The organism is Ramlibacter sp. Leaf400 (assembly GCF_001424545.1).
Lineage (GTDB): Bacteria > Pseudomonadota > Gammaproteobacteria > Burkholderiales > Burkholderiaceae_C > Ramlibacter.
The window spans coordinates 86,489-111,789 of sequence record NZ_LMQL01000004.1 but is presented as its reverse complement, the minus strand read 5'-3'; the positions used below and the strand labels follow the sequence as shown (position 1 = coordinate 111,789).

Below are 25,301 nucleotides of genomic sequence, written 5' to 3'. Positions count from 1 at the left end.
GCGAGTTGAAACACTTCATTGCCCAGCATCCGCGGATGGCTGGGGCTCCTATCCTGCACCGGCGTCCCCGACGCGGTGTCCGGAAGGAGTCACGCCATGCCCAGCAGCAAGCCTGTTCCGGTGTCCACCCGCCCTCGCGGCTTTCTCCTGGCCGGCAGCCTCGGCGCGGCCCTCGTCGCGGCCTGCGGTGGCGGTGGAGGCGGCGGCAGCAGCCAGACCGACAGCGCCGCGGCGCCCATCGCCGCGGACGGCCTGCCGGTCGCGGCCGCGGAGCCGGTGACCGCGCCGGCCCCGGTCCGCTCCGCACTGGCCGGCGTGTCGCGCCTGGTCGTGGCGGGCGACAGCCTCGCGGACGTGGGCACGTTCGGCTTCAAGTTCACGGTGCAGGACGCCGCCAATGCCCTCGGCTTCCCGGTGTTCCCGGAGCTGGTCGCGGCCACCTGGGGCCTGCCGGCCCTGTGCAGCCACTACAGGGACGACGGCTCCGGCGGGGTCGTGCCGCGGGGCGACCCGAGCTGCACCAGCTTCGCCGTCGGCGGCGGCCGCATCCTGCGCGGCGACGGTCCCAGGGGCATTCCCGCGCAGCTGCGCGATGCCGCCGCGGCCCTGGCCGGCTTCGGCGCGGGCGACCTGGTGCTGGTGGACGGCGGCGGCAACGACGCGTCCGACCTGGCCGCGGCCTACCTGGCCGGCGTGACCAGCCGCACCGGCCTGCTGGCCTTCCTGGCCTTCCTGGCCCGCGAGGTCAAGGTGGGCGACCTGCTGGACACCGCGCCCGGCGACGACAGCCTGGCCCGCAGCGCCAACCTCTACATGGAGAAGGCCGCGGACGAACTGGCCGAGGCGGTCGCGGAACACCTGCTGGCGCGCGGCGCCACGCGCGTCGCGGTGCTGAACGTGCCCGACATCACGCTCACCCCGCGGTTCAGCGCGGCCTTCGACAAGCTGGTGCAGGAGCACGGGGCCGGCGAGGCCGAGGACATCCGGGGCGCGGTGCGGCAGGCCGTCGGCGCCTTCAACGCGCGGCTGCGGGAACGGCTGGGGAACGACGCGCGGGTGGCGCTGGTCGACCTTCGCGCCGCCGTGGACGAGCAGATCGCCCGCGCCGGCGACCACGGGCTGAGCGACGCGCTGCACGCAGCCTGCCCGGTCACGGGCCAGAGTTCCTCGGGGTTGCCGCAGTGGTCGCTGCAGACCTGCACGTCGGCGCTGCTCGACGCTGGCACGCCGGGCACGGCGCCCGGCTGGTGGACCACCTGGGCGTTCTCGGACGGCTTCCATCCCACGCCCGCGGGCCACCGCCTGCTGGCCGGCACCGTCAACGCCGCGCTGGCCGCGGCGAACTGGCCCTAGCCGCCGTTCCCCGCCGGACGGCGGGGCCGGAGCCTGGACCTATTGCGCCATGACCCGTTCGACACCGCCATGCGTGCCGCATTCGCTGGCATTGGTCACCCAGGCGGCGTCGCGGCACATCACCTTCTGCTGCGCAGGCCCGGCGCCCATGGCGGCCGTGCCACCGCCGCCACCACGGGGTTGCGCGCATCCCGCGCTGATGACGAGGACCAGGAGGGACAGCGAAACGGACAGGAACTTCATGTTGAACTCCGATCGGCAAACAAGCGCCTGCAGTAATGGTCGCAATGCGCCGATGCATCGAGAAGGCGACGGCCTATATCGGTGTAGGACGCGGGGCCATGCTGCTGGACCTTCCGCCGCGGCAGCCCCAGTCCGGATTGCTGTTAGGGTAGGCGTTCCCACACACCCAGATCGAATCCCGGCTCATGCAATTCACCGTTGGCGTGCACCACGGCCCTGACTTCCTCCTCGTGGTCTGCACCGGCCCGGCGGACATCGCGGACCAGTACGCCGTGGTCGACCTGATCGCCCGGCTGGCCGAGATGCGCGGCTACCGGCGCGCGCTGCTCGACCTCACCGGTGCCGAGCCCGACCTCGCCTTCAGCGACCACCTGCAGGTCGGCGGCTACATCGCCGAGAAGCTGGCCGGGCTGGACCGGGTGGCTTCGGTGGTGCAGGGCAAGTTCCGCTCGGGCACCAGCGAGAAGGCCGCGCAGAAGCAGGGCCTGCGCCTGAGGACCTTCACCGAGCTGGACGAGGCGCAGGAGTGGCTGGCGCAGCCCTAGGAGCCCAGGCTCCCGGCGGCGGCGCTGCGCATCAGGACACGGTCACGCCGACCGCAGGCGAGGAAGGCTCTGCCTGCGCCTCGGAGGACGTCTTGCGCGGCGCGAGGTCGTCGTCGGCCGCCAGGGCGCGCAGGACCTCCTGGTGCGGTGCGCGCGTCATGGCCGCCGCGGCCGCCACCCTGCCGGCCGCTTCGCCGTCGTAGTCCACCGCGACCAGCACGCGCCGGTAGCCGACGGTGGCCGGTTTGCGGACGACGAACGTGGGGACCTGGCAAAGCTGCACGAGGCGCTCGGCTCCCGGACAGTGGGGAAAAAAAAGGTGTCGAAGGCGTCACGCGGCGCCGAGGGCCGCGGCGACCACGGCCAGGCCCGCGCCCGCGCCGGTGATCAGCCAGGCGTCGCGCTTGGCGTCGCCCGTGCGCCAGGAGATCCAGGCCGCGAGCAGGATCGTCGCGGCCAGCAGCCCGAGCAGGGTGGCAAGGTGCTCCTGCGTCATCGCTCGTACCGCAGCAGCCACGACCGCACGTGCGCCGACCCGTCGGTGGCCTCGAGGATGCAGCGCTCCAGGCCGAGCAGGCTGGCGAGCCGCAGCTCCGCCCGCAGGACCACCCGGTGCCGCTGCACGTCCACCTCCTGCAGCCGCGACGGGCGGCTCTTGATCATCCGCAGCACCTCGGCGGCATGGGCGCGCGGCGAGTCCACGCGCAGGAACATGACGGGGACCCTCACGCTGTCATCGGAAGGATCGACGTAGGTGTGGACGGTGGGCTCGCCGAAGCCGACCCTGGCCCCGTAGGCCAGCCGCAGCAGGTGCTGCGCCTCCAGCAGCGCGAGTTCGTCGGCCGCGAGGATCTGCCCGCCCTGGCCGTGGCGCAGGATCTGGTAGCGCTCCGGCTTGGAGAGCCAGTCGAGCAGGCCCTGCCCGGCGAATGCCGTCGCGGCCTCGCCCGTGGGCGTGATCGCCTGGCGCAGGGGCAGCAGGTCGAGGCTATCGCGCAGCATGGCGGCTCTCCTTGCGGACACTGCCCGAGCCCCGCGCTTCCTGCACCGGGACCACGAGCACGTCGGCTTCCGCTTGCCGCACCAGGTCCTGCACCAGGCCGCCGCACACCACGTCGGCGAACACCGAGCGCCGACCCGTGCCGGCCACGATGAGCTGCGCGTTGTGCCCGCGCGCCGCATCCAGCACCCGGCTGGGGACGTGCCCGAAGGAGATGAGCGCCGCCGCGCCTGCCGCGCCCACACCGGTGCGGTCGATCAGCGCATTCATCTCCTGGTACGCGCGGCGAAGGCGCCGCTGGCGGTGCAGGCTCACCGTGTGGTCCGAGGCGTCCGCCAGCCGCAGCGAGCCTTCGGGCCACTCGTCCAGCACGTGGAGCACGCGCAGCCCCTGGCCGCGGGCCAGGTAGCGCGCGACGGCGATCTGCGGCTCGGCGCCGGCCTCCAGCTTCACCGGTGCGAGGACGCGCCGGTAGCTGGCGGTCGCGGGGCGCCGCACGATCAGCAGCGGCGCGGCCAGCCAGCGGAGCATGCGCTCGGGCGGCGTCCCCAGCACCTTGTCGGACCACGAGGCGCTCCGCTGCCAGGGCACCACGACGAGCTCCCGGTGGGCCGCGAGCTCCACCAGGCACTCGCGCAACGCGCCGGCCACCACCGCGGTCGTGGCGCGGACCTGGATGCGCTGCTCCAGCTGGCCGGCCAGGTCCTGCAGCAGGGGCTTGGCCGCCAGCGCGTCGCGGGCGCGCGGCTGGATGGTGACCAGGTGCAGCGGCCGCCCGTGGTCGCGCGCGACGAGCGCCGCGCGCCAGGCCGCGTGGGTGCCGCCCGCGCCGGCGTCGACGACGGCGAGGATGCCGCGCGGCAGGCCGTCGCGGTCGATGCAGGCGGAAGGGGCGGCCCAGGCGGCCGCCGGCGGAGGGATGGCTTCGAGCCTGGGCTCGGACGAGAAAGAGGTACCCACACACATTCCCTGGAACGAGGTGCCGCCTGTCCGGGCAGGGGCTACCGGCGCTGTGGGGGCCCGACGATCAGGATGCGCGAGAGGGGGAGCGGATCGTCGGGCTCAGGGAAGTGCTGTCTGCAATGGCGGCGGGTCGAACGCCAGTGTCGCGACCGTGAGGGGCCTGCTGCCGTGCAGGCACGACGATGCGGCGTTGCGCATGTCGTGCAGCGGTTGCGGCGATGCAGGCAAGGAGTTCACGCGGCCAGTGTAGGAGGGACTCAGCCTTCGCGCCAAGCCGCGTCCAAAGACCCGTCGATCCTTGCCAGATTGCGTCGATCGCACGGGGAGCGACTTCTATACTCGCCGCGTGGAACCCAGGACCCGCACCCGCCTCGCCGCCGCCTTCGCCCGTCGCTTCGTGCCGACGCGCGTCGACGCAGCGTGGCCGCCGCGCGCGGCCGCAGTGGGCCACCGAACGCCCGCACATCCCTGAGCCCGGCGGTCGCACCCTTCCCCCTTCAGCGCTGACACTTCGACCGCCGGGCAGCAGCCTTGCGCATTGACACGCGCCCGCCCTGGCGGCGGGCGCACGGAGTGCCTGCATGTCCCGTTCCTTCCACGCGGGGGCGAGCGCGCGCGATCGCGCCATCGACTTCACCACCGCCTTCATCCGATCCAAGGGCCCCTGCGCGGCCGGCCTGCGCTGGTACCTGCGCCACCACGAGCAGGGCGGCTCCTACCAGCAGGTGCTCGATTCGCTGGTCGAGGCCGGCCGGGTGGACGACGCCTGCTGGCTTATGGACCAGCTTGGCCCGACCACCTCGCTGCTGCAGGTGGACGAGCTCGTCGGCGAAGCCGTGGTGTTCGCCGGAAGCATCGAGGCCCGGCGCGGCATCGACGTGGGCACGGTGGTGCGGGCGGGCCGCGCCATCCGCAGCGGCGCCAGCGTCTGCGCGGGCTCCGCCATCGTCGCCGGGACCGACCTGCGCGCGCGCGGCGTGGTGCGGTCCGGCGGGAGCGTTCACATCGGCGGCGACCTGGGGGCCGGTGCGGGAGTCCAGGCCAGCGGCAGGGTGCATTGCGGTGGCCGGCTGAAGGCCGGGTCCCTGGTGTCGAGCGAAAGCCACCTGTGCGTGCTGGGCGACGCCACGCTGCGCGACGACCTCCTGGTGGAAGGCGACGTGGAGTGCGCCAGGGCGCTGCGCGTCGCGGGCAGGATCGCCGTGGGCGGAAACCTGCGGACCGGGCACGGTATCGAGTGCGCGCAGTCCGTGGCGGCGGGCGGCCACCTGGAGGCGGGCCTCGGCATCCGGGCCATCGGCGGCATCGGCGCCGGCGGCGCCATCCGCGCGGGCGAGAGTATCCGCACGGAAGGGGCGCTGCGCGCCGGCACGGGCTACGGCATCCACGCGGGCCTGGACATCCCCTTCGATGCCTGGGAGACGAGCGCCGTCGTCTCGGCCGCGTCGCGGCCGGACCGCCTGCTCAGCGGGCTCTGGTGCGACCCCTCGCAGCTCCTGGCGTGCGAAGCGCCGATGGAGGGATGAGATGGCCCACGCCCCTTCCCTGCGGCGGCTGTTCGGTCCGTGGACGGAGCTGCGCATCGACGTGCAACTGCCCACCGACAGCGTCGAGGCCGAGATCGAACGGGTCAAGGCGCGGCTGCACGCCGCCGGCCGCTCGTTGCGTGCCATGACCCTGCTGGACCTGCGCCTGCCGGGCCTGGCCTTCCGCCACCGCGAGGCGGACGGCGAGCACTTCGTCTATGTCGAGGACCTCGCGAACGGGCGGCTCGCCGGCTGCACGGTGTTCAACCGGCTCATCGAACTCGACCGGCGGGCCGACCGCCTCCTGCGCAGCCCCCATTCGAAGTACGGCCGCCTGTACCAGCGCCGCGGGATCGCCAGCGCCGTCTACCGCTGGGCGCTGGACCGGGGGATGTGCCTGATCTCCGGCCCCCGGCAGTCGACCGGCGCCCACGCGCTCTGGCATTCGCTCGCGAAGCACCACCCGCTCGGGTACGTCACGCTGAAGGACAAGGGCCTGGGCTACCTCGGCCGCGCCATCGGCGCCGAAACGCTGGAGGACTTCCACACGCGGATGATCCTGCTTGGCCAGGGCTGGGACCTGGAAGGCTTCCTGCGCGAAGTCCGCGCCACCGTGCCGGAGCCCACCGGCGCAAGTGCATTGCACCCGGCGGCGTGACGACTCGTGGACCACCCCCACGTCTACACTCGCCTGCCATGTCTTACTGGTGGGTCCTCGTCCTCCCTTTCGGTGCAAGCCTGCTCGCGGCCCTGCTGCCCACGAGCGGCCGCAACAGCGAATCGCTTCTGGCGGGCACGGCGGCCGCCGCCTGCGCGCTGCTGCTGGCGACCGCCTTCCCCGCGATCGCCGGCGGCGAAGTCATCACCGAGCGCATCGCCTGGCTGCCGCACCTGGGCATCGACCTGGTGCTGCGGCTGGACGGCTTCGCCTGGTTGTTCGGCATGCTGGTGTCGGTCATCGGCGCGCTGGTCGTGCTCTATGCGCGCTACTACCTCTCGGCGCAGGACCCGGCCGCGCGCTTCTATTCGCTGCTGCTGGCCTTCATGGGCTCGATGCTGGGCGTGGTGCTGTCCGGCAACCTGGTGCAGCTGGTGGTGTTCTGGGAGCTCACCAGCCTGTTCTCCTTCCTGCTGATCGGCTACTGGCACCACCGCAAGGACGCGCGGCGCGGCGCGCGCATGGCCTTCGTGGTCACGGCCACCGGCGGGCTGGCGCTGCTGGCCGGCGTGCTGATCCTGGGCCACATCGTCGGCAGCTACGAACTGCAGGAGGTGCTGGCGGCCGGCGAGCGCGTGCGCTCGCATGAGCTCTACGGCGCCACCGTGGGCCTGGTGCTGCTGGGGGCGCTGACCAAGAGCGCGCAGTTCCCCTTCCACTTCTGGCTGCCGCACGCGATGGCCGCGCCCACGCCGGTGTCGGCCTTCCTGCACTCGGCCACGATGGTCAAGGCGGGCGTGTTCCTCATGGCCAGGCTGTGGCCGGTGCTCGCCGGCACCGACACCTGGTTCTGGGTGGTGGGCGGCGCCGGCCTGGCGACGCTGCTGCTGGGGGCGTACGCGGCCATGTTCCAGAACGACCTGAAGGCGCTGCTGGCGTATTCGACAATCAGCCACCTGGGCCTGATCACGCTGCTGCTGGGCCTGAACAGCCCGCTCGCGGCCGTGGCGGCGGTGTTCCACATGGTCAACCACGCCACCTTCAAGGCCTCGCTGTTCATGGCCGTCGGCATCATCGACCACGAGACCGGCACGCGCGACATGCGGCGCCTGGACGGCCTCTACCCCTACATGCCCGGGACGGCCAAGCTGGCGATGGTGGCCTGCGCGGCGATGGCCGGGGTGCCGCTGCTCAACGGCTTCCTGTCCAAGGAGATGTTCTTCGCCGAGGCGGCGCTGGTGCAGGCCTCGACGTGGGTGCGCTATGTCCTGCCCGCGGCGGCCACGCTGGCGGGGATCTTCGCGGTGGTGTATTCGCTGCGGTTCGGCCACGACGTGTTCTTCGGCGCGCCGCCGAACTGCCCGCGCACCCCGCACGAGCCGCCGCGATGGATGCGCGTGCCCATCGAGCTGCTGGTGCTGGCCTGCCTGGTGGTGGGCATCGTGCCCAACCTGTCGATCGGGCCCTTCCTGGCGGCGGCCGCCGCGCCGGTGGTGGGCGGCGAGCTGCCGCAGTACGACCTGGCGATCTGGCACGGCTTCAACGCGCCGCTGGCGATGAGCATCGTCGCGCTGGTCGGCGGCACGGCGATCTACAAGGCGGTCGGCCTGCGCTTCCGGCAGCGCACCTTGCAGGGCGCGCCGCTGCTGGAGCGCACCGACGGCAAGCAGGCCTTCGAGGCCATGCTGGGCGGGCTGAGCTGGACGGCGCGGCGCATCGTGCGGCGCACCAGCTCGCGCCGCCTGCAGGTGCAGGTGCTGTGGCTGCTGGTGGTGGCCGGCGCCTTCGGGCTGGGGTCGGCGCTGTTCGTCCCGCTCGAATGGGGCGACCGCCCGCGCGTGCCGGCCACCCCCGAGTTCGCGCTGCTGTGGGTGGTGGGCGCCGCCGCGGCGGTGGGCGCGGCCTGGCAGGCCAAGTTCCACCGGCTGGCGGCGCTGGCCCTCCTGGGCGTCGTGGGGATCGTGGTCTCGGTCACGTTCGCCTGGTTCTCCGCGCCGGACCTGGCCCTCACGCAGCTCGCGGTCGAGGCGGTGACCACGGTGCTGTTCCTGCTGGGGCTGCGCTGGCTGCCCAAGCGCGTCACCCTGGACGACCCGCGCACGCGGGCCCGCTCGGTGTGGCGCCGCCGGCGCGACCTGGTGCTCGCCGGCCTGGTCGGGGCGGGGCTGGCCGCGCTCTCCTACGCGCTGCTCACGCGCGTGGGCGCGCAGAGCATCTCTCCCTTCTTCATCGAGCAGGCCCTGCCCGCGGGCGGCGGCACCAACGTGGTCAACGTGATGCTGGTGGACTTCCGGGCCTTCGACACGCTGGGCGAGATCACGGTGCTGGCCCTGGTGGGCCTGGCCATCTTCGCGCTGCTGCGGCGCTTCCGGCCGCCGCAGGAGGTGATCGGCCTGCCGCCGCAGCAGGTCGTGCTGCCGCCCGGCCACGGCACCGACCTGCTGCGGCCGCAGGAGCTGCGGGCCGAGGGCGATGCCGGCGACCCTGCCCAGGGCTACCTGCTGGTGCCCGCGGTGCTGGTGCGGCTGCTGCTGCCCGTGGCGCTGGTGGTCGCGATCCACCTGTTCCTGCGCGGTCACAACCTGCCGGGCGGCGGCTTCGTCGCGGGGCTGGTGGTGGCCATCGCCTTCCTGGCCCAGTACATGGTGGGCGGCACGCATTGGGTGGAAGACCACATGAACCTGCATCCGCCGCGCTGGATCGCCGTGGGCCTGCTGCTGGCCGTGGGCACCGGCCTGGGCTCGCTGGCCTGGGGCTATCCCTTCCTGACCACGTACACGGCGCACGTGACACTGCCGGTGCTGGGCGAGTTGCACCTGCCCACCGCCGCCCTCTTCGACCTGGGCGTGTTCTGCGTCGTGCTGGGCGCCACGCTGCTGCTGCTGACCGCGCTGGCCCACCAGTCGCTGCGCGCGCGCCGCCGACCCGGCCGGGAGCGCCGCTGATGGAAGCGATCATCTCCATCGCGGTCGGCGTCCTGGTGGCGGCCGGCGTGTGGCTGGTGCTGCGGCCCCGCACTTTCCAGATGCTGATCGGGCTCTCGCTGCTGTCGTACGCGACCAACCTGTTCATCTTCAGCGTGGGCAGCCTGTCGCTGGACCGCGAGCCCATCGTCCAGCCGGGCCTGGCGGCCAACCTGGTGAACTACACCGATCCGCTGCCCCAGTCGCTGGTGCTCACCGCCATCGTGATCGGCTTCGCCACCACGGCGCTGTTCCTGGTCGTGCTGCTCGCGCTGCGCGGCCTGGCCGACAGCGACCATGTGGACGGGCAGGAGGAGCGGCCATGAACGTCCCCGGCACCGCCCACCTGCTGGTCCTCCCCGTCCTGCTGCCACTGCTGACCGCGGCCGTGCTGATCGCCATGGGCGACCGCTGGCGGCGGTTCAAGGCCCTGCTGAACCTGCTGTCCGTGGCCGCCTCGCTGGCGCTGGCGGTGCTCCTGGCGATGCGGGTCGGCGCGGCCGCGGTGCCGGACGCCTTCGTGGCCTACCTGCCGGGCAACTGGCCCGTGCCCTTCGGCATCGTGCTGGTGCTGGACCGGCTGAGCGCGCTGATGCTGGTGCTGGCGGCCGCGGCGGCGCTGGCCGCGCTGCTGTTCTCCCTGGCCCGCTGGCACCGGGCCAGCGTGAACTTCCATCCGCTGCTGCAGCTGCAGCTCATGGGGCTGAACGGCGCCTTCCTCACCGCCGACCTGTTCAACCTGTTCGTGTTCTTCGAGGTCCTGCTGGCCGCCTCGTACGGGCTGGTGCTGCACGGGGGCGGCACCAACCGCGTGCGCGCCGGGCTGCACTACATCGCGGTCAACCTGCTGGCCTCGCTGCTGTTCCTGGTGGGCGTGGCGGTGCTGTACGGCGTGACCGGGACGCTGAACATGGCCGACATGGCGAACAAGCTCCCGCAGGTGCCGCTGGGCGACCGCGGCCTGCTGCATGCGGGCGCGGCGCTGCTGGGCGTGGCCTTCCTGGCCAAGGCGGCGCTGTGGCCCCTGAACTTCTGGCTGCCGTCGGCCTATGCCGCCGCCAGCGCCCCGGCGGCGGCGATGTTCGCCGTGCTCACCAAGGTCGGCATCTATGCCGTCCTGCGCCTGTGGACCCTGTGCTTCCCGGCGACGGCTGGCGACTCGGCCCTGTACGGCGGCGTCGCCCTGCTGTGGGGCGGCCTCTTCACGGCCGCCTTCGGCGCCATCGGCATGCTCAGCTCGCAGCAGCTCGGGCGGCTGGGCGGCTACAGCGTGATCACCACCTCGGGCATCCTCCTGGCCGCCATGAGCCTGGACCTGCCCGAGGTGACGGGCGCGGCCCTGCTCTACCTGGCCAGCTCCACGCTCGGCGCGGCCGCCCTCTTCCTGCTGGTGGAGCTGGTCGAGCGGGGCCGCCAGCTGGAGGTGGAGCCGCCCTCGGCCGACGAGCGCGAGGACCGCCTGCCGTCGTTCGCCGAGCCCGCCCCGGCCGACGCCAACCTGGACGACCAGCAGGTGGCCCTGGTGGGCCGGGCGATCCCCGCGTCGATGGCTTTCCTGGGCGTGGGCTTCCTGCTGTGCACGCTGGTGCTGGCGGGCCTGCCGCCGCTTTCGGGCTTCGTCGGCAAGGTCGCCATGATCGACGCCCTGCTGGACGCGCGCGGAAGCGTGGCGGCGCCCTTCCCGGCGCAGGGCTGGCACCTGTTCGCGCTGCTCATCGCCTCGGGCCTGCTGGCGGCCGTCGCGTTCACCCGCGCCTTCATCGCCCACTTCTGGGCGCTGCAGGACCGCGCCGCGCCGCGGCTGCGCGTGATCGAGGGCCTGCCGATCGCGCTGCTGCTGGCCGCCTGCCTGGCGCTGGCTTTCGCCGGCGACCGCGCGCTCGGCTACCTGCGCGGCGCCGCCGAGCAGCTGCATTCGCCGGACCTGTACATCCGCGCCGTGCTGGGCAGCCAGCCGGTGCCGCCGCCCCGCGGAGGCGAGCGATGAAACGCTGGTTCCCCTCGCCGCTGCTTTCCGCCGGCCTCTGGGCGATGTGGCTGGTGCTGAACGACTCGCTGGCGCCGGCCCACCTGCTGCTGGGCGCCGTGCTCGGTTGGGCCCTGCCCTGGCTGGTGGCGCCGCTCCGGCCGGCCGGCCCGGCGGTGCGGCGTCCCCTCGTGCTCGCGCGACTCGTCCTGCGCGTCGGCCGCGACGTGATCGTCTCGGGATTGGCGGTGGCACGCGGCGTGATGACCCAGCGGGTGCCCCGCGGCGCCTTCGTGCGCGTGCCGCTGGAGCTGCGCGACCCGCACGCGCTGGCCGCCCTGGCCATCATCACCACCGTGGTGCCGGGCACGGTGTGGTCCGAACTGGCGCCGGACCGCAGCGCCGTGCTGCTGCACGTCTTCGAGCCCGGCGACGAGGCCGTTTTCGTCGCGCAGTTCAAGGCCGATTACGAGCGCCCGCTCCTGGAGATCTTCGGATGACCCTGCTGTCCGCCGCCGTCACGCTGACCCTGGTGCTCTACGCCTGCGCGGCCGTGGTCGCGATGCTGCGCCTGTTCCGCGGCCCCCGCGCCCAGGACCGGGTGGTGGCCCTGGACTTCATCTTCATGGTGGCCATGCTGGTGCTGCTGGTCCTGGCGATCCGCTACGACAGCAGCATGTACTTCGAGGCGGCGCTGCTGATGGCGCTGTTCGGCTTCCTCAGTTCGGCGGCGCTGGCCAAGTTCCTGCTGCGCGGCGAAGTGATCGAATGATCCTGGTCGAAGCGGTCGTCGCCCTCCTGCTGGTCTTCAGCGGCATCGTGGTGCTGTCCTCGGCGCTGGGCCTGCTGCGGCTGCCGGACTTCTTCATGCGCATGCATGCGCCGGCGCTGCTCTACACGACCGGCACCTGGTCGGTCACGCTGGCCTCGATCCTGCACTTCAGCGTCGCCGCGGGCAGCCTGGCGCTGCACGTGTGGCTGATCATCGTCGTGCTGTCCATCACCGCGCCGGTCACGACGCTGCTGCTGGCGCGGGCCGCGCTGTTCCGCGGGCGCCAGTCGGGGGACAGGTTGCCCGCCCCGCTGCTGGGCGGGGCCGCCGAAGCGGCGGAGGGCGGCGAGCCGTCCCCGGCGCGAATCGCCGACATCCGCGGCGACTAGCTGCGCTCCACCACCACGTCGCTGATCCAGACCACCGGCTGCGCGTCCGTGTAGTTCGGGATGTCGGCCAGGATCTCCTTGACGTGGGGATCCATCGCGGCCTGGAGGCTTTCGACCGAGTCGCAATGGATGCTGCATGCGGCTGCGAAGGGCGTCGGCGCCCCGGGTGCGCCACCGGCCAGGCCCCTGTCGATGCTGTAGTACAGGCAGGCCTTGCCCAACCGCTGCGCCACCATGGGCATGTGCTTGTCGCGGTAGTAGTCGTGGTCGAAGCGCATGCCGGGCTTGAAGGGGTACATGACGTTGAACTTGATCATCGTGGCTCCTTGACTGGGGTGGCGAGCGTAGATCGCGCGGCGGGGCGTCGCCTCGGGGCTAATGCCTAGGAGCAGGCTCGACGGTGGCCCGCGGCCGGCTTGCATTCGCCGTTATCATGAGTACACTCACGTTTTTCAACCCGTCCCGGGCCACTCCGTGCAAGGCATCCACAACATCGAAGACCTCCGGCTGCGCGCCAGGGGGGTGCTCCCGCGCGGGCTGTTCGAATTCGTCGACCGGGGCACCGAGGATGAGCAGGCGATCCCGCGCATCCAGCAGGCGCTGGAGCAGATCGCCCTTCGGCCGCGGGTGCTGGTGGACGTGTCCGCCTGCTCGACGCAGCGCACTTTCTTCGGCAAGCCCAGCCGGCTGCCGTTCGCCGTGGCGCCCACCGGCGCGGCCGGGCTGCTGTGGGTGGACGGCGAAGTCGCCGTCGCCCGCGCGGCGGCCAAGGCCGGCGTGCCGTTCACGCTGTCGACGGCATCGATCGTCTCGATGGAGCGGGTGGCGGCCGAAGCGGGTGGCCGGCTCTGGTTCCAGCTCTACATGTGGCCCGACCGCTCCATGTCCTACGAGCTGGTGGACCGTGCGCGCGCCAGCGGCTACGAGGCGCTGATGGTGACGGTGGACACGGCCGTGACGCCCAACCGCGAATACAACCTTCGCAACGGCTTCTCTCTGCCGCTGAAGATCACCTCGCAGAACGCGCTGGACGTCGCGCTCCACCCGGGCTGGTTCTTCAACGTGTTCGCGCGCTACCTGCTGCGCTCGGGCGTGCCGCGCTTCGAGAACTATCCGGAGAAGCTGCGCCGCTCGCTGGCCGACGCCCCCGCCGGGCGCCGCATGCCCAAGAACGACTCGCTCACCTGGGACGACCTGCGCGAACTGCGCAAGCGCTGGGACGGCCCCCTCATCCTCAAGGGCATCCTGACACCCGAGGATGCGGACATGGCGCGCCGTTGCGGCGCCGATGCCGTCGTCGTCTCCAACCACGGAGGCCGCAACCTCGATGCCTCCATCCCGCCGATCGAAGTACTGCCGCAAGTGGTCGACCGGGTCGGCCGGAACATGGAGGTGTACGTCGACAGCGGATTCCGGCGCGGCGGCGACATCGTCAAGGCGCTCGCGCTGGGCGCGCGCGGCGTCCTCGTCGGACGCGCGCCGCTCTGGGGTGTGGCGGCCGCGGGCGAAGCCGGGGCGGCGCGTGCGCTCCAGATCCTGACCGAGGAGACCACGCGCGTGCTCGGATTGCTCGGCTGCCCCGACGTCGATCGGCTTTCCAGCGAATTCCTCCGCGTGGCCGGCACGCCGGTTCCGGCCGCCGCCCCCGCCCCCGCCCCGCTCGCCTCCCACGGCGCGCCCTCCCGATCCTTGCTCCAGGAATCGTCATGACCCTCCAGTTCCACCCCCTTCGCGAAACCTTCGGCGCCCGAGTGACCGGCGCCGACCTCAAGTCCGGCATCGGCGCGGCAGAAGTCGAGGCGATCGAACAGGCGATCGCCACCTACGGCGTGCTGGTCTTCGGCCAGCAGCCGATCGGCGACGACGAGCAACAGGCTTTCATCCAGCAGTTCGGGCCGCCCGTCGTGACCAGGCTCAAGGAGATCGCGTCCGGGCATCCGCACTTCTACGACATCTCCACGGTCGACGACGAAGGCAACCCCATCCCCGAGAGCAGCGCCCGCGGCATGTACCTGCTGGCCAACCTGCTGTGGCACACCGACGGCTCGCAGAACCAGCCACCGATCCGGCTGACCGCGCTGCACGCGCGCGTGCTGCCCGACAACCCGCCCAACACCGAGTACGCGGACATGCGCGCCGCCTGGGACGCACTGCCCGCTTCGCGCCAGCGGGAGCTGGAGGGCCTGCAGGTGCAGCACAGCATCCTGTGGTCGCGCGAGCAGATCGGCATGAAGGCCAGCGACTTCAGTGAGGAGACGCTGCGCGAGCGCCAGCCCGTGGTCCACCCGCTGGTGCGGTTGAACGCGCGCACCGGCCGCAAGTCGCTTTACCTGGCCTCGCACGCGTCGCACATCATCGGCCGGCCGCTGGACGAGGGTCGCGCGCTGGTTCAGGAACTGATGGCCCACGCGACGCAGCCGCGGTTCGTCTATTCGCATGCCTGGCAGCGCGGGGAACTGGTGATGTGGGACGACTCCTGGACCATGCACCGAGCCACGCCTTACAAGGGCAGCCAGCCCCGGCAGATGCGCTGGTGCGGCGTGCGCGAACTCGAAGCCGTCTGAAACCGGAGCGCACATGAAGATCGGACGATACGAAGCCGCCGACGGGTCTGGCGAACGCCTGGGCGTGGTGCTGCCCGACGGGCACACGCTGCGCGTGCTCGACCTGGGCACGGCCATGCGCTCGCGCGGCCGCGCAACTGGGTTCCAGAACACCATGGACGCGTTGATGGACGCGGGCGAGGCCGGGCTCGATGCCGCCAACGAATGCGTGGCCTGGGCCCTGCGGGAAGGCGACCCCGCCTGGTTCACTGCCGAAGCCGACGTGCCCTGGATGGTGCCTGTGCGCGTGCGCAACTGCATCGCCGGCGGCCGCAACTTCGGCGCCCACATGGCCGAGTCGCTCGAGTACTGGAAGCAGCGCGGCGTGCAGGCGCACACCGAGATCCCGATGGGGTTCATCAAGCTCGCGAGCTCGATGGTGCCCACGCGCGCAGTCGTCCACCGGCCGCCCGAGACCCAGTGGTTCGACTACGAGATCGAGGCGACCGCGGTGATCGGCCGCCGCATCGAACGCGCCAGCGAGAAGGAAGCCCTGTCGGCCGTGTTCGGCTACACGATCCTGAACGACCTCTCCGCGCGCGAGCTGCAGCGCAAGGAGATGCAGAACCAGAGCATCCTGCTGGGCAAGAACTTCCCCGGGCTCGGACCGCTCGGGCCCTGGATCATCACCGCCGACGAGGTGCCGGACCCGTCGGTGCTCGAGCTGGAGCTCACCGTCAACGGCGAGGTGCGGCAGCAGGCCAGCTGCACCGACCTCATCTTCGGTTTCCCCGCGCTGGTCGCACACTGGTCCCGGATGGGCCTGGACCGCGGCGACCTGGTCACGACCGGAAGCCCCGAGGGCGTGGCGATCTCGCGCAAGCCGGACCCTGCACCGTTCTACCTGCAGCCGGGGGATGTCGTCCGTGCGACGGTGCACCAGATCGGGACGCTGGAAACGAGGATTGCCTGAGATGCCGTCGCCCCGAAGCACCGTCACGGGGGCGCAGGCCCGGCATGCGCGCGGCCCGGGCTTTCTCGTGCGGCGCCTGCAGCAGGTCTCCGTGGCCATCTTCCACGAGTACCTGAGCCCGCTGGAGATCACGCCGCTGCAGAACACCATCCTGCTGCACCTGCAGAAGGAAGACGGCCTCGACCAGGTCACCGTCGCCACCCGGGCGCGCATCGACACCTCGACCATGAAGGACGTGGTCGCGCGGCTGGAGGCCAGGGGCCTGCTGCGGCGCGAGCCGGGCGTCGTCGACCGGCGCACGCGCCTGCTGTACCTCACCCCGGAGGGGCGCGATCTGCTCGAGAAGGCCGCCATCGAGGCGCGGCGGGCGTCGCAGCACCTGCTGTCGCCGCTGCAGCCTGAAGAGCGCAAGGCTTTCCTCGAGATGATCGACCGCGTGGTCCGAGCGCACGAAGGCGGGCAGGAAGCCGCGGCCGAGTTGCCCTGGCGCCGCATGCGCGCGGCGCAGGAGTAGTCCGAACCTCCTCACCTGCGGCGGGGGGTGTTCGCGGTCCGTCCGGGATCCGCACCAACCCCCTTCCCGGCGCCGCATTTAGTGAGTACTCTCACGATTTTCGCACCCCCTTCCCTCCCGCAGGTTCCTCCATGCCGAATGCTTCCACCCGTCGCGCCGCCCTGAAGGCGATTGCCCTGCCGCTGCTGTTGCCCACGCTCGCATCGGCGCAGACGTATCCCGACCGCCCCCTCAAGCTGCTCATCGGCTACACGCCCGGCGGCGCCGGCGATGCGATCGCCCGCCTGATGGCGCAGAAGTACGGAGAAGTGCTGGGGCAGCCCGCCCTGGTGGAGAACCGTCCCGGCGCCAGCGCCACCCTGGCCGCCGCCGCGGTCGCCAAGGCGCCGGCCGACGGCTACACCCTGCTGGTGAACACCGGGCCGGACAGCACGATCGGCCCGATCACGATGTCCAACCTGCCGTACTCGGTACCCAAGGACTTCTCGCCGATCAGTCTGCTCACCATCGTGCCCAGCGTGCTGGTGGTGCCGGCCGGCAGCCCCTTCCAGAGCGTGGCCGACCTGGTCAAGGCCGCGCGGGCCAACCCCGGAAAGCTCAACTACGCATCGTTCGGCAACGGCTCCAGCGCGCACATGTCCGCCGAGCTGTTCAAGAGCCTGACCCGGACGTTCATCACGCACATACCGTTCAAAGGCAGCGCGCCCGCGATGACCGAGCTCCTGGCCGGGCGCGTCGATTTCCTGTTCGATACCTTCGCTTCGGCGAACGCCCAGATCCAGGCGGGCAAGGTCCGCGCGCTGGCCGTCACCAGCGCGGCGCGCGTGCCCATGCAGCCGGCCATCCCCACCATGCAGGAAGCGGGCGTTCCCGGCTTCATCTCGCAGGCCTTCATCGGCATCACCGCGCCGGCGCAGACGCCTGCGGCCATCATCGAGCGGCTGAGCAAGGAAACGGCGCGCATCATGGCGATGCCCGACGTGCGGCAGCGGATCGCGGGCCTGGGCATGGTGCCGGCCCCCAGCACGCCGGACGAGTACCGCGCCTTCCTGGCCAGCGAGACCGAGCGCAACCGCAAGCTCATCACCGAAGCCAAGCTGCAGTTCGACAACTGACCTGCATCCCGCCCGCCGCAAGCGCGGGCGGATCGTTCAGCGGCCCCGGATCCTGCGGGCCAGGCCGATCCACTCGGCTTCGATGGCGGGGTCGATGTGCACGTCCAGCACCAGCGGCCCGGTGGGCGCGGCGATCTGGGCGGCGTGCGACTCCAGGTCGGCCACGGAGCGCACGGTGATCCCGCGGGCCCCCATCGATGTGGCGAGCCGCGCGATGTCCGGCATGTCGAAGGCCGCGAGTTCCGGCGACCAGCCGCGCTCCTCCAGGTGCTTGACCTCGGCGCCGTAGGCGGCGTCGTTGAACACCACGAACAGGCTGGGGATCCGGTGCCGCACGGCCGTGTCCAGTTCCGGCAGCGCCATCATGAATCCGCCATCGCCCACCGCGATCACGGACAGGCTCGCCGGCTGTCCGACCGCCGCGCCCAGGCCCATGCCCATGGCCAGGCCGATGGAGCCGAAGTCGAGCGAGAAGATCGAGGCCGACGCCCGCGGCACGCGGATGAACTTGCTCGGGAACTCGAAGAAGTGCCCGCCGTCGACGGCCAGCAGGCGGTCGGCCGGCAGCCTGCGGTCGAGCCAGGCACAGAGCGCACGCGGGTCGACGCGCCCGCCCGTGGCACCGTGCGCCGCTGCGGGACCGTCTTCCCGCGCCACGGGCGCATGCCACGCCGGCCGTTCACCCGCGGGCAAGGCCGCCAGCAGCTGGCGTGTGCATCCGGCCGCATCGCCCTGCCAATGGCCGGCCAGCGCGACGCTGGCGCGCGCGAAGGCCGAGGGGTCCGCGTCGCACTGCAGGATTTCCGCCTGGCCGTAAGCGCTGCCGGCAGCCGTGGTCCAGGCGTTGAGGTTGGCGCCGAACGCCACGATCAGGTCGGCATCGCGCAACACGCACGCGCCGGCTTCGAGCGCGAAGCCGCCCGACAGGCCGAGGTCGCGCGGCGAACCCGCGAAGGCATCCTTGGCGCAGAGCGTGGTCGCCAGCATCGCGCCCGTGCGGTCGGCAAGCTGCCCCAACGCATCGAGCGCCCCCGCGCGCACGGCTCCGCGGCCGGCCAGCAGGACGGGGCGTCGCGCCTGGGTGAGCTTGCGCGCGAACAGCTGCAGCGCCTCGGGCGCCGGAGCGGGTGCAGGGTTCTGTGCCCGCGGCGCCGTGTCCGCCTCGGCGTCGCCGCCACCCGGCGCCTGGCCATCCAGCACCGGCACCATCACGTTCAGGACGACCGGCCGGCCCTGCTCGTTCAGCAGGGCCAGCGCCCGTGCGACGCAGCCGTGCAGTTGCTGCGCGGACTCGATCGTGAGCACGGCCGCGCCGGTCGGCGCCAGCACCGCCGCATGGTCGAAGCGCTGGTTGCGGCTGACCGCCTGCAGGGGGATCTGGCCGGTCACCAGCAGCAGCGGCGTGCCGGCGCGCACGGCCGTGGTCAACGCGGTGATCGCATTGGTCAGGCCCGGTCCGCAGGTCACCGTGGCGAGCGCGGGCCGCCCGGTGACGCGCGCGCAGCCGTCCGCCATCGCCACTGCGCCTGCCTCCGTCCTCGCCGCGACGAAGCGCAGGCCGTGGCGCTGCACGCAGGCGGCCACCAGGTCCAGGTTGGCATCGCCCATCAGCCCGAACAGGCCGGTGAACCGGGCCTCCTTGAGCTGCTGCGCAAGCGATTCGAATCCGCGAGTCGCGGCGGGGGCTGGCTGTCCGGTCATTTGATGAGTGTACTCATTAGATGAATTCCCCCTCCCCCATCACCCCGCCGACGGCACCGGGTTGGCGAGCGTCTTCACGAGGTACTCGCCGAGCTGCGCGCGCCGCTCGGGCTTCATGCGGGCATCGATCGCGCCGATGGAGACGGCGGCACGCACGTCCCCCGGCAGCGGGATCACCGCGCCGACGGCGGACACCCCGGTCGTGATGACGCCCAGCGTCTCGGAATAGCCCAGACGGCGGGTGCGCGCCACGATGCGGCGCACGCTCTGCGCGTTGAGCCCGGCGGTCTCGAACGACGCGGCGTGCCGGGCCAGCACGGCCTCGATCTGCTCGTCCGGCAGCGTGGCCAGGATGGCCAGCCCGCCGGCGCCGATGCCCACCGGCCGCACGGCGCCCACGTAGGTGGCGAAGACCCGGATCGGGAACGGCCCCTCCTCCCGGTGCACGCAGATGCAGTACTCGCCCTGCTGCAGCAGCATGAACACGGTGTCGCCCGACACCCGCGCGATCTGCTGCAAGGTGGGGCGGTACAGGTCCAGCAGCGGGATGCGGCTCATGGCCGAGAAGCCCAGCTGCATGGCGCTCATGCCCAGGTGGAAGCGCTTGGTGTTGGCGTCCTTGCGCACGAGCTGCTCCTCCTCCAGGGCGGCCAGCAGCCGGTAGGCGGTGGAGCGTTCCAGCCCGCAGCTGCTCGCCAGGTCCGCCGCGCGCACGCCCTGCGCGTGGTCCCGGGCGACCAGCCGGAGCAGCGAGATGGCCCGGCGGAAGCTTTGCGCGCCTCCCACCAATTGCGATTGAGTGTCCATATCGTGGGATTTTTCATCGAATTCCATTGAGCCGCAATGTCCTTGCACTGAAACTTGCCCGCAGGAGACCCATCGCATGGAAAACAGTTTCGTCGCGGTCGAGCAGTTCGATCGCGTCCGCCGCATCAGCCTGGACCGGCCGCAGGCGCGCAACGCCCAGAGCCAGGCGCTCCTGGACCAACTGGATGCCGCGCTCGAAGACGCGCGGTCCGACGAGCAGACGCGCGTCGTCGTGCTGGCCGCCCGCGGCGACCACTTCTCCGCCGGCCACGATCTCAAGGAAGCGCAGGCCTCGCGCGGCAACTTCACCGTCGAGGAACGCTGGGCCTACGAGTCGTTGCGCTACTTCGACTACTGCATGCGCATCTGGGATTTCCCCAAGCCCACCATCGCGCAGGTCCAGGGCGCCTGTGTCGCCGGCGGCTTCATGCTCGCCAACATGTGCGACCTGGTCGTCGCCTCCGAAGAGGCCTATTTCAGCGATCCGGTCACGGCCACCATGGGTGCCGCCTCGCTCGAGGTGCTGATCCATCCCTGGGTGATGGGCCTGCGGCAGGCCAAGGAGATGCTGTTCACCGGCGAACGCCTGGGCGCCCGGCGCGCGCAGGAGCTCGGCATGGTCAACCGGGTCGTGCCCCGCGCCGACCTGGAGGCGCAGACCTTGGCGCTGGCCGGCCGCATCGCGCAGGCGCCGCCGTTCGCCATGCGGCTGCTCAAGCGCTCCCTCAACCGCTCGGTGGACGTGCAGGGCATGCGCCAGGCGCTGTCGGCGCACTTCGACCTGCACCAGCTCAGCCACGTCAGCCAGGAGTACGGTGCCACCGTGCGCGCCGGCCTGAGCAGCGCCATCGCGAAGGGGGCAGCGCATGGCGCATCGTCTTGACCCGCTGCTGGCCCCCCGCTCCATTGCCGTGCTCGGCGCCAGCAACGATCCTGCGCGCATCGGCGGCATGGGCATCGACCTGCTGCGGCACTTCGGCTACCCGGGCACCGTGTACCCGGTCAACCCCAAGTACAAGCTCGTGCAGGGGCTGGAAAGCTATCCCGACGTCGCCTCCCTGCCCGAGGCGCCTGACCTCGTCGTCGTCGCCATCGCCGCGCCCGAAGTGACAGCGGCCTTGCGCCAGTGCCACGCCCGCGGCATCCGCGCGGCCATCGTCTACGGCGCCGGCTTCGCCGAAGCCGGCGCGGCCGGCGCTGCACTCCAGCGCGACCTCGAGGCTTTCGCCGCCGAGAGCGGCATGGTCATCGCCGGCCCCAACTGCATGGGCTTCGCCAACCTCAACGCGCGCGTCTTCACCGCCTTCGCCGGCGTGTTCCGGGCGACGGCGCCCCAGGAGCGCCCCGGCCGCGTGAGCCTGCTGACGCAAAGCGGCAACGTGTGCGCCGCCGTCTTCGCGCTGCTGCGCGGCGTGGACGTCGGCGTGAGCCATTTCATCAACACCGGCAACGAAGCGACGCTGGAGTTCTCGCAGTACCTGGACTACCTGGTCCAGGACGACGCGACCGACTGCGTGGTGGGCTATGTGGAGCAGCTGCGCGACGGCCCCGCGTTCATCGACGCGGCCGTGCGCTTCGCCCGCGCCAACAAGCCGCTGATCCTCTACAAGGCAGGCGAGACCGAGAAGGGGGCCGAGGCGGTGCGCTCGCACACGTCCGCCCTGGCCGGCAACCTGGCGCTCTACCGGACAGCGTTCCGCCAGCTCAACGTCATCCAGGCCGAGGACTTCGCGCAGATGGCCGACCTCGCCATGCTCAGCGCCTTGCGCGACCGCACGGCCGGCCGGCGTGTCGGCGTGCTCACCCTCTCCGGCGCGCTGGGCGCGATCCTGGCCGACAAGTTCTCGGCCGCGGGCCTGGAAGTGCCCACGCTGCCCGCGGCCACGCAGGCGCGCTTTCGCGGGGTGATCCCGGACTACGGCATGGTCAGCAACCCGGTGGACTGCACCGGGAACATCGTCAACGACCCGGGCCGCGCGGCTTCCATCCTGGAAGCGCTGGCCACCGCCCCCGAGGTGGACGTGGTCGTGATCTACGCCATGGGCGCCCTGCTGGACCGGATGGCGGACCCGCTGATGGACGTGGTCAGGCGCCACGGCCGCCTGTTCGTGGTGATCGACACCGGGCTGGCCAAGCGTCGCGCCGAGCTGGCGGCGGCGGGCGTGCCGGTGTTCACCGACCTCGGCCGGGCCGTGCAGGCCATCGCGCCCTTCTGCCGCTGGCACGCAGGACGCGCTGCCACGCTTCGCTGGGCCGGCCTGCGGGATGCAGCCGGAACCGACCGCGAAACCCTGCACGAGGCGCCAAACGAGTACGAGAGCAAGCGGCTGCTGGCGCGCTATGGGGTGGAGGCCGTGGCCGAAGCGCCGGCCGGCGACGAAGCCACCGCCGTCGCGCAGGCGCAGCGGCTGGGCTTTCCGGTCGCCCTGAAGATTCTCAGCGCCGACATCGCCCACAAGACGGAGATCGGCGGCGTCCGCCTGAACCTGGGCGATGCCGACGCGGTGCGAATGGCCTGCCGCCAGGTGCTCGCCGCGGCGCGGGAACGCGCCCCCGGCGCCCGCATCGACGGCGTGCTGGTGCAGAAGATGAGCACCGGCGTGGCCGAGCTCATCGCCGGCGTCACCCGCGACGAGGTGTTCGGCGCGGCCCTGACCGTGGGCCTGGGCGGCGTGCTCACCGAGATCTACCAGGACGTCAGCCACCGCCTCCTTCCAGTCGACGAAACGCTGGCCCGGGAGATGCTGGGCGAGCTGAAGGCGCGGGCCCTGCTGGAGGGCTTCCGCGGCCGCCCGCGCGGGGATGTCGCGGCCGCGGCGGCCGGCATCGCGGGCCTGGCGCGCGCGGCCGAAGCGCTGCGCGGCAGCGTGCGCGAGATCGAAGTGAACCCGCTGCTCGTGCGCGCCGAGGGCGAAGGTGCCGTGGCGCTGGATGCCCTGCTCCTGCCGGAGGCGCGATGAACCTGGAGCGATCCGACGACCAGCGCATGCTGCAGGACAGCGCGCACGCCTTCCTGTCCGCCGAATACGGCTTCGCGCAGCGCGAGCTGAGCGTGCGCGACCCGCAGCGCTGCCGGGCGGTCGTCTGGCGGCACTTCGCCGAGATGGGCTGGCCGGCCCTGCCGCTGCCGGAGCGCTGCGGCGGTCTCGGCGGCAGCGAATTCGACCTCGGCCTGCTGATGCAGGAGCTGGGGCGCCACCGCGTGGTGGAGCCGTTCCACGCCTGCACCGTGGTCGCGGCGCGCCTGCTGTGCGAGCTGGCCGGCGACGGGCACGCGGCCCTGCTGCGCGAGGTCGCGGCGGGCCGGCGCGTCGCCTTCGCGCACCGGGGCGGTCGCCGCGGTGGCTCGGACCCTTATGCGTCGGTGCGGGTGCGGCTCGCGGGCAAGGATCTCGTGCTGTCCGGCCGCAAGCGGCTGGTGGCCGGCGCCCCCGGTGCCAGCCATCTCCTGGTGAGTGCCCGGGATGAAGCCGGCGCTGCGGCGGTGCTCCTCGTGGACGCGACTGCGGCGGGCGTGACCCTGCGCCCGGTGCGGACGGCGGATGACGGCCTGGCCGCGGACATCGATTTCGCGGACACCCCGGCGGTGCTGCTGGCCTCGGGGGAGGCCGCCCTGCGTGCGGTTCGCCTGACGCTGGCGCGCGCCCACGTGGCCCTGGCCTGGGACGCCTGCGGTGCCATGGACGCCGCCCTGCGCGGCAGCGTCGACTACACCGGCCAGCGCGTCCAGTTCGGCCAGCCGATCGCACGCTTCCAGGTCATCCAGCACCGGCTGGCCGAGATGGCGGTGGCGCTGGAGGAAGCCCGCGCCGCCTGCGAACTGGCGTCCACGCGCCTCGATGCGGCGCCGGGCGACGCGGACCTGGCCGAGGCGATGGCCTCGCTGGTGGGCTCCAAGGTCGGCCGCTGCGCACGCTTCATCGCGCAGGAAGCCGTGCAGGTGCACGGCGCCATGGGCGTGTGCGAGGAACTGCCCATCGCCGCCACCTTCCGGCGGCTGACCGCCTTCGGCGCCGTGGCCGGCACGGCCCTGCGCCATGGCGCGGCCTATGGGCGGCAGGCCCTGGCCAGCCGCTCCTGGCAGCACAGCGCCAGCCTGGGCCCGCAAGGCTCGCCCGCCGGCCCGTCCGGCCTGCAGGCCTTCCGCGCCGAGGTGCGCGACTTCATCGAGGAGCACCTCACCGACGAGATGCGGGCCGGCCAGCGGCAGGCCAGCGGGGTCTACCCGGAGCCGCCGATCGCCATCGCCTGGCAGCGCGCGCTGTCGCAGCGCGGCTGGCTGGTGCCGCTCTGGCCACGGGAATGGGGCGGCACCGGCTGGAGTTCACTTCAGCGGTTCGCCTTCGAGAACGAATGCATGCTCGCCGGCGCGCCGCTGGTGCATCCGATGGGGGTGCGCCTGGTGGGGCCCGTGATCCTTCGCTTCGGCACCGAGGAGCAGAAGCAGCGCTTCCTGCCGCGCATCCTCTCGAGCGAGGACTACTGGTGCCAGGGCTTCAGCGAGCCGGGCGCCGGCTCCGACCTGGCGTCGCTGCGCCTGCAGGCGACGCCGGACGGCGACGACTACGTGCTCAACGGCTCCAAGATCTGGACCACCCACGCCCAGCATGCCAACTGGATGTTCGCCCTGGTGCGCACCAGCACCGAGGGCAAGCGGCAGGACGGCATCAGCTTCCTGCTGGTCGACATGGCCAGCCCCGGCATCAAGGTGCGCCCGATCGCCACGATCGGGGGCGACCACGACGTCAACGAGGTGTTCTTCGAGAACGTGCGGGTGCCGCAGGCCCACCGCATCGGCGCCGAGAACGCGGGCTGGGAATGCGCAAAGTACCTGCTGGAGTTCGAGCGGGGCGCCGGCATCTTCGCGCCGCGCCTGCGCTCGCAGCTCAAGCGGGTCGGGCTCGCCATCGGGGCGGACAGCGCTGCGGACGACTCGCTCGCCATCCGCTTTGGCGAGGTCCTGGCCGACCTGGACTCGTTCGAGCGGCTGGAGCTGGGTGCGATCGCGCCGCTGGCGCCGGGGCAGAACCCGGGGCCGGTATCTTCCATTCTCAAGCTGCGCGCCAGCCGCCTCAAGCAGGCCATCGCCGAACTGGGGGTGGAGTGCCTGGGCGACGAAGCACTGCGCTGGCACGACCCGCAGGGGATGGACGACCCCGCCCTGGCCGCCCTCGTGCCCGACCATGCGAACAGCCGCGCGGCCACGATCTTCGGCGGCGCCGCCGAGGTCCAGCTGGGCATCATCGCCAGGACCGCGCTGGGGCTCTGAG

At 72.1% G+C, this 25,301-nt stretch carries 26 protein-coding genes; 18 read left to right on the top strand and 8 right to left on the bottom strand.

The genetic code is table 11. From position 1 onward, the window contains the following. Positions 1–96: 96 nt before the first annotated feature. Positions 97–1,353 (top strand): SGNH/GDSL hydrolase family protein, encoded by a 1,257-nt coding sequence (locus tag ASG30_RS04705; protein ID WP_055893358.1) that lies wholly within the window; start codon positions 97–99, stop codon positions 1,351–1,353. A 39-nt stretch (positions 1,354–1,392) separates the two neighbouring features. On the opposite strand, the gene ASG30_RS04700 is transcribed toward ASG30_RS04705, so the two are convergent. Then, positions 1,393–1,596: a hypothetical protein gene (locus ASG30_RS04700; RefSeq protein WP_055893354.1), complete on the bottom strand. Its 204-nt coding sequence runs from the start codon at positions 1,594–1,596 to the stop codon at positions 1,393–1,395. Between the two features lie 185 nt (positions 1,597–1,781). Between ASG30_RS04700 and ASG30_RS04695 the strand changes: the two genes are divergently transcribed. After that, positions 1,782–2,141 carry an STAS/SEC14 domain-containing protein gene (locus tag ASG30_RS04695; protein WP_055893352.1) on the top strand — a complete coding sequence of 120 codons (360 nt, stop codon included), beginning with the start codon at positions 1,782–1,784 and terminating at the stop codon, positions 2,139–2,141. 31 nt (positions 2,142–2,172) lie between these two features. On the opposite strand, the gene ASG30_RS04690 is transcribed toward ASG30_RS04695, so the two are convergent. The 4 genes from ASG30_RS04690 to ASG30_RS04680 are packed head-to-tail and all read right to left on the bottom strand — an operon-like array spanning position 2,173 to position 4,101. Next, complete coding sequence (locus ASG30_RS04690) at positions 2,173–2,424, bottom strand: hypothetical protein (RefSeq protein ID WP_055893350.1); 252 nt, start codon at positions 2,422–2,424, stop codon at positions 2,173–2,175. A 48-nt stretch (positions 2,425–2,472) separates the two neighbouring features. Next, positions 2,473–2,637 (bottom strand): hypothetical protein, encoded by a 165-nt coding sequence (locus tag ASG30_RS22425; protein ID WP_156385424.1) that lies wholly within the window; start codon positions 2,635–2,637, stop codon positions 2,473–2,475. After that, complete coding sequence (locus ASG30_RS04685) at positions 2,634–3,143, bottom strand: hypothetical protein (RefSeq protein WP_055893347.1); 510 nt, start codon at positions 3,141–3,143, stop codon at positions 2,634–2,636. Before ASG30_RS04685 ends, ASG30_RS22425 begins: the two co-directional genes overlap by 4 nt. Beyond that, positions 3,130–4,101 carry a universal stress protein gene (locus tag ASG30_RS04680; protein ID WP_156385423.1) on the bottom strand — a complete coding sequence of 324 codons (972 nt, stop codon included), beginning with the start codon at positions 4,099–4,101 and terminating at the stop codon, positions 3,130–3,132. Before ASG30_RS04680 ends, ASG30_RS04685 begins: the two co-directional genes overlap by 14 nt. 584 nt (positions 4,102–4,685) lie before the next feature. Between ASG30_RS04680 and ASG30_RS04675 the strand changes: the two genes are divergently transcribed. Genes ASG30_RS04675 through mnhG form a run of 8 tightly spaced genes read left to right on the top strand, consistent with a single transcriptional unit; the run spans position 4,686 to position 12,378 of the window. Next, the gene (locus ASG30_RS04675) at positions 4,686–5,630 is read left to right on the top strand and encodes a hypothetical protein (RefSeq protein ID WP_055893342.1); all 945 of its coding nucleotides are present in this window, start codon (positions 4,686–4,688) and stop codon (positions 5,628–5,630) included. Between the two features lies 1 nt (position 5,631). Continuing rightward, positions 5,632–6,288 (top strand): hypothetical protein, encoded by a 657-nt coding sequence (locus tag ASG30_RS04670; protein ID WP_055893341.1) that lies wholly within the window; start codon positions 5,632–5,634, stop codon positions 6,286–6,288. Between the two features lie 38 nt (positions 6,289–6,326). Then, a complete protein-coding gene (locus tag ASG30_RS04665) occupies positions 6,327–9,233 on the top strand; it encodes a monovalent cation/H+ antiporter subunit A (protein ID WP_055893339.1) in 2,907 nt (968 codons plus the stop codon). Then, positions 9,233–9,577, top strand: coding sequence for a Na+/H+ antiporter subunit C (locus ASG30_RS04660; protein ID WP_055893338.1), 345 nt, complete (start codon positions 9,233–9,235; stop codon positions 9,575–9,577). Before ASG30_RS04665 ends, ASG30_RS04660 begins: the two co-directional genes overlap by 1 nt. Further along, positions 9,574–11,238, top strand: a complete 1,665-nt coding sequence (locus ASG30_RS04655; RefSeq protein ID WP_055893333.1) for a monovalent cation/H+ antiporter subunit D — start codon at positions 9,574–9,576, stop codon at positions 11,236–11,238. Before ASG30_RS04660 ends, ASG30_RS04655 begins: the two co-directional genes overlap by 4 nt. Further along, positions 11,235–11,717 carry a Na+/H+ antiporter subunit E gene (locus ASG30_RS04650; RefSeq protein ID WP_055893331.1) on the top strand — a complete coding sequence of 161 codons (483 nt, stop codon included), beginning with the start codon at positions 11,235–11,237 and terminating at the stop codon, positions 11,715–11,717. Before ASG30_RS04655 ends, ASG30_RS04650 begins: the two co-directional genes overlap by 4 nt. Further along, a complete protein-coding gene (locus ASG30_RS04645) occupies positions 11,714–11,989 on the top strand; it encodes a K+/H+ antiporter subunit F (RefSeq protein WP_055893328.1) in 276 nt (91 codons plus the stop codon). Before ASG30_RS04650 ends, ASG30_RS04645 begins: the two co-directional genes overlap by 4 nt. Beyond that, entirely contained in the window at positions 11,986–12,378 is a 393-nt protein-coding gene (gene mnhG / locus ASG30_RS04640) for a monovalent cation/H(+) antiporter subunit G (RefSeq protein WP_055893327.1), read from the top strand. Before ASG30_RS04645 ends, mnhG begins: the two co-directional genes overlap by 4 nt. Here mnhG and ASG30_RS04635 read toward each other — a convergent pair. Further along, on the bottom strand, positions 12,375–12,695 hold the full coding sequence (locus ASG30_RS04635) for an EthD family reductase (protein WP_055893324.1): 321 nt from the start codon (positions 12,693–12,695) through the stop codon (positions 12,375–12,377). The genes mnhG and ASG30_RS04635 overlap by 4 nt on opposite strands. A 157-nt stretch (positions 12,696–12,852) precedes the next feature. Between ASG30_RS04635 and ASG30_RS04630 the strand changes: the two genes are divergently transcribed. The 5 genes from ASG30_RS04630 (at position 12,853) to ASG30_RS04610 (ending at position 17,523) form a co-directional block, all read left to right on the top strand. After that, the gene (locus ASG30_RS04630; RefSeq protein ID WP_235579736.1) at positions 12,853–14,088 is read left to right on the top strand and encodes an alpha-hydroxy acid oxidase; all 1,236 of its coding nucleotides are present in this window, start codon (positions 12,853–12,855) and stop codon (positions 14,086–14,088) included. Next, positions 14,085–14,942, top strand: coding sequence for a TauD/TfdA dioxygenase family protein (locus tag ASG30_RS04625; protein WP_055893320.1), 858 nt, complete (start codon positions 14,085–14,087; stop codon positions 14,940–14,942). Before ASG30_RS04630 ends, ASG30_RS04625 begins: the two co-directional genes overlap by 4 nt. 13 nt (positions 14,943–14,955) lie before the next feature. Further along, a complete protein-coding gene (locus ASG30_RS04620) occupies positions 14,956–15,894 on the top strand; it encodes a fumarylacetoacetate hydrolase family protein (protein WP_055893317.1) in 939 nt (312 codons plus the stop codon). Position 15,895: 1 nt separating this feature from the next. Continuing rightward, positions 15,896–16,408, top strand: coding sequence for a MarR family winged helix-turn-helix transcriptional regulator (locus ASG30_RS04615; protein ID WP_055893315.1), 513 nt, complete (start codon positions 15,896–15,898; stop codon positions 16,406–16,408). A 131-nt stretch (positions 16,409–16,539) separates the two neighbouring features. Next, positions 16,540–17,523: a Bug family tripartite tricarboxylate transporter substrate binding protein gene (locus ASG30_RS04610; protein WP_055893311.1), complete on the top strand. Its 984-nt coding sequence runs from the start codon at positions 16,540–16,542 to the stop codon at positions 17,521–17,523. Between the two features lie 36 nt (positions 17,524–17,559). Here the strand turns inward: ASG30_RS04610 and ASG30_RS04605 are convergent, their stop codons facing one another. Then, positions 17,560–19,224 (bottom strand): thiamine pyrophosphate-binding protein, encoded by a 1,665-nt coding sequence (locus tag ASG30_RS04605; RefSeq protein WP_055893308.1) that lies wholly within the window; start codon positions 19,222–19,224, stop codon positions 17,560–17,562. 39 nt (positions 19,225–19,263) lie between these two features. After that, complete coding sequence (locus ASG30_RS04600; protein ID WP_162243712.1) at positions 19,264–20,031, bottom strand: IclR family transcriptional regulator; 768 nt, start codon at positions 20,029–20,031, stop codon at positions 19,264–19,266. Between the two features lie 76 nt (positions 20,032–20,107). Between ASG30_RS04600 and ASG30_RS04595 the strand changes: the two genes are divergently transcribed. Genes ASG30_RS04595 through ASG30_RS22050 form a run of 3 tightly spaced genes read left to right on the top strand, consistent with a single transcriptional unit; the run spans position 20,108 to position 25,300 of the window. Then, complete coding sequence (locus ASG30_RS04595; RefSeq protein WP_055893303.1) at positions 20,108–20,914, top strand: enoyl-CoA hydratase; 807 nt, start codon at positions 20,108–20,110, stop codon at positions 20,912–20,914. After that, complete coding sequence (locus ASG30_RS04590; RefSeq protein WP_055893300.1) at positions 20,898–22,991, top strand: acetate--CoA ligase family protein; 2,094 nt, start codon at positions 20,898–20,900, stop codon at positions 22,989–22,991. The genes ASG30_RS04595 and ASG30_RS04590 overlap by 17 nt, the downstream gene beginning before the upstream one ends. Next, complete coding sequence (locus ASG30_RS22050; protein ID WP_082521897.1) at positions 22,988–25,300, top strand: acyl-CoA dehydrogenase; 2,313 nt, start codon at positions 22,988–22,990, stop codon at positions 25,298–25,300. Before ASG30_RS04590 ends, ASG30_RS22050 begins: the two co-directional genes overlap by 4 nt. Position 25,301 lies beyond the last annotated feature (1 nt).

What these genes read in the sequence shown, in the direction of transcription:
- ASG30_RS04660 (WP_055893338.1), top strand. Translation starts at nt 9,233, where the DNA reads ATGGAAGCGATCATCTCCATCGCGGTCGGCGTCCTGGTGGCGGCCGGC.
- ASG30_RS04675 (WP_055893342.1), top strand. Translation starts at nt 4,686, where the DNA reads ATGTCCCGTTCCTTCCACGCGGGGGCGAGCGCGCGCGATCGCGCCATC.
- ASG30_RS04685 (WP_055893347.1), bottom strand. Translation starts at nt 3,143, where the DNA reads ATGCTGCGCGATAGCCTCGACCTGCTGCCCCTGCGCCAGGCGATCACG.
- ASG30_RS04645 (WP_055893328.1), top strand. Translation starts at nt 11,714, where the DNA reads ATGACCCTGCTGTCCGCCGCCGTCACGCTGACCCTGGTGCTCTACGCC.
- ASG30_RS22050 (WP_082521897.1), top strand. Translation starts at nt 22,988, where the DNA reads ATGAACCTGGAGCGATCCGACGACCAGCGCATGCTGCAGGACAGCGCG.
- ASG30_RS04610 (WP_055893311.1), top strand. Translation starts at nt 16,540, where the DNA reads ATGCCGAATGCTTCCACCCGTCGCGCCGCCCTGAAGGCGATTGCCCTG.
- ASG30_RS04695 (WP_055893352.1), top strand. Translation starts at nt 1,782, where the DNA reads ATGCAATTCACCGTTGGCGTGCACCACGGCCCTGACTTCCTCCTCGTG.
- ASG30_RS04590 (WP_055893300.1), top strand. Translation starts at nt 20,898, where the DNA reads ATGGCGCATCGTCTTGACCCGCTGCTGGCCCCCCGCTCCATTGCCGTG.
- ASG30_RS04620 (WP_055893317.1), top strand. Translation starts at nt 14,956, where the DNA reads ATGAAGATCGGACGATACGAAGCCGCCGACGGGTCTGGCGAACGCCTG.
- ASG30_RS04670 (WP_055893341.1), top strand. Translation starts at nt 5,632, where the DNA reads ATGGCCCACGCCCCTTCCCTGCGGCGGCTGTTCGGTCCGTGGACGGAG.
- ASG30_RS04600 (WP_162243712.1), bottom strand. Translation starts at nt 20,031, where the DNA reads ATGGACACTCAATCGCAATTGGTGGGAGGCGCGCAAAGCTTCCGCCGG.
- ASG30_RS04655 (WP_055893333.1), top strand. Translation starts at nt 9,574, where the DNA reads ATGAACGTCCCCGGCACCGCCCACCTGCTGGTCCTCCCCGTCCTGCTG.
- ASG30_RS04595 (WP_055893303.1), top strand. Translation starts at nt 20,108, where the DNA reads ATGGAAAACAGTTTCGTCGCGGTCGAGCAGTTCGATCGCGTCCGCCGC.
- mnhG (WP_055893327.1), top strand. Translation starts at nt 11,986, where the DNA reads ATGATCCTGGTCGAAGCGGTCGTCGCCCTCCTGCTGGTCTTCAGCGGC.
- ASG30_RS04705 (WP_055893358.1), top strand. Translation starts at nt 97, where the DNA reads ATGCCCAGCAGCAAGCCTGTTCCGGTGTCCACCCGCCCTCGCGGCTTT.
- ASG30_RS04700 (WP_055893354.1), bottom strand. Translation starts at nt 1,596, where the DNA reads ATGAAGTTCCTGTCCGTTTCGCTGTCCCTCCTGGTCCTCGTCATCAGC.
- ASG30_RS04665 (WP_055893339.1), top strand. Translation starts at nt 6,327, where the DNA reads ATGTCTTACTGGTGGGTCCTCGTCCTCCCTTTCGGTGCAAGCCTGCTC.
- ASG30_RS04635 (WP_055893324.1), bottom strand. Translation starts at nt 12,695, where the DNA reads ATGATCAAGTTCAACGTCATGTACCCCTTCAAGCCCGGCATGCGCTTC.
- ASG30_RS04615 (WP_055893315.1), top strand. Translation starts at nt 15,896, where the DNA reads ATGCCGTCGCCCCGAAGCACCGTCACGGGGGCGCAGGCCCGGCATGCG.
- ASG30_RS04650 (WP_055893331.1), top strand. Translation starts at nt 11,235, where the DNA reads ATGAAACGCTGGTTCCCCTCGCCGCTGCTTTCCGCCGGCCTCTGGGCG.
- ASG30_RS22425 (WP_156385424.1), bottom strand. Translation starts at nt 2,637, where the DNA reads ATGACGCAGGAGCACCTTGCCACCCTGCTCGGGCTGCTGGCCGCGACG.
- ASG30_RS04605 (WP_055893308.1), bottom strand. Translation starts at nt 19,224, where the DNA reads ATGACCGGACAGCCAGCCCCCGCCGCGACTCGCGGATTCGAATCGCTT.
- ASG30_RS04625 (WP_055893320.1), top strand. Translation starts at nt 14,085, where the DNA reads ATGACCCTCCAGTTCCACCCCCTTCGCGAAACCTTCGGCGCCCGAGTG.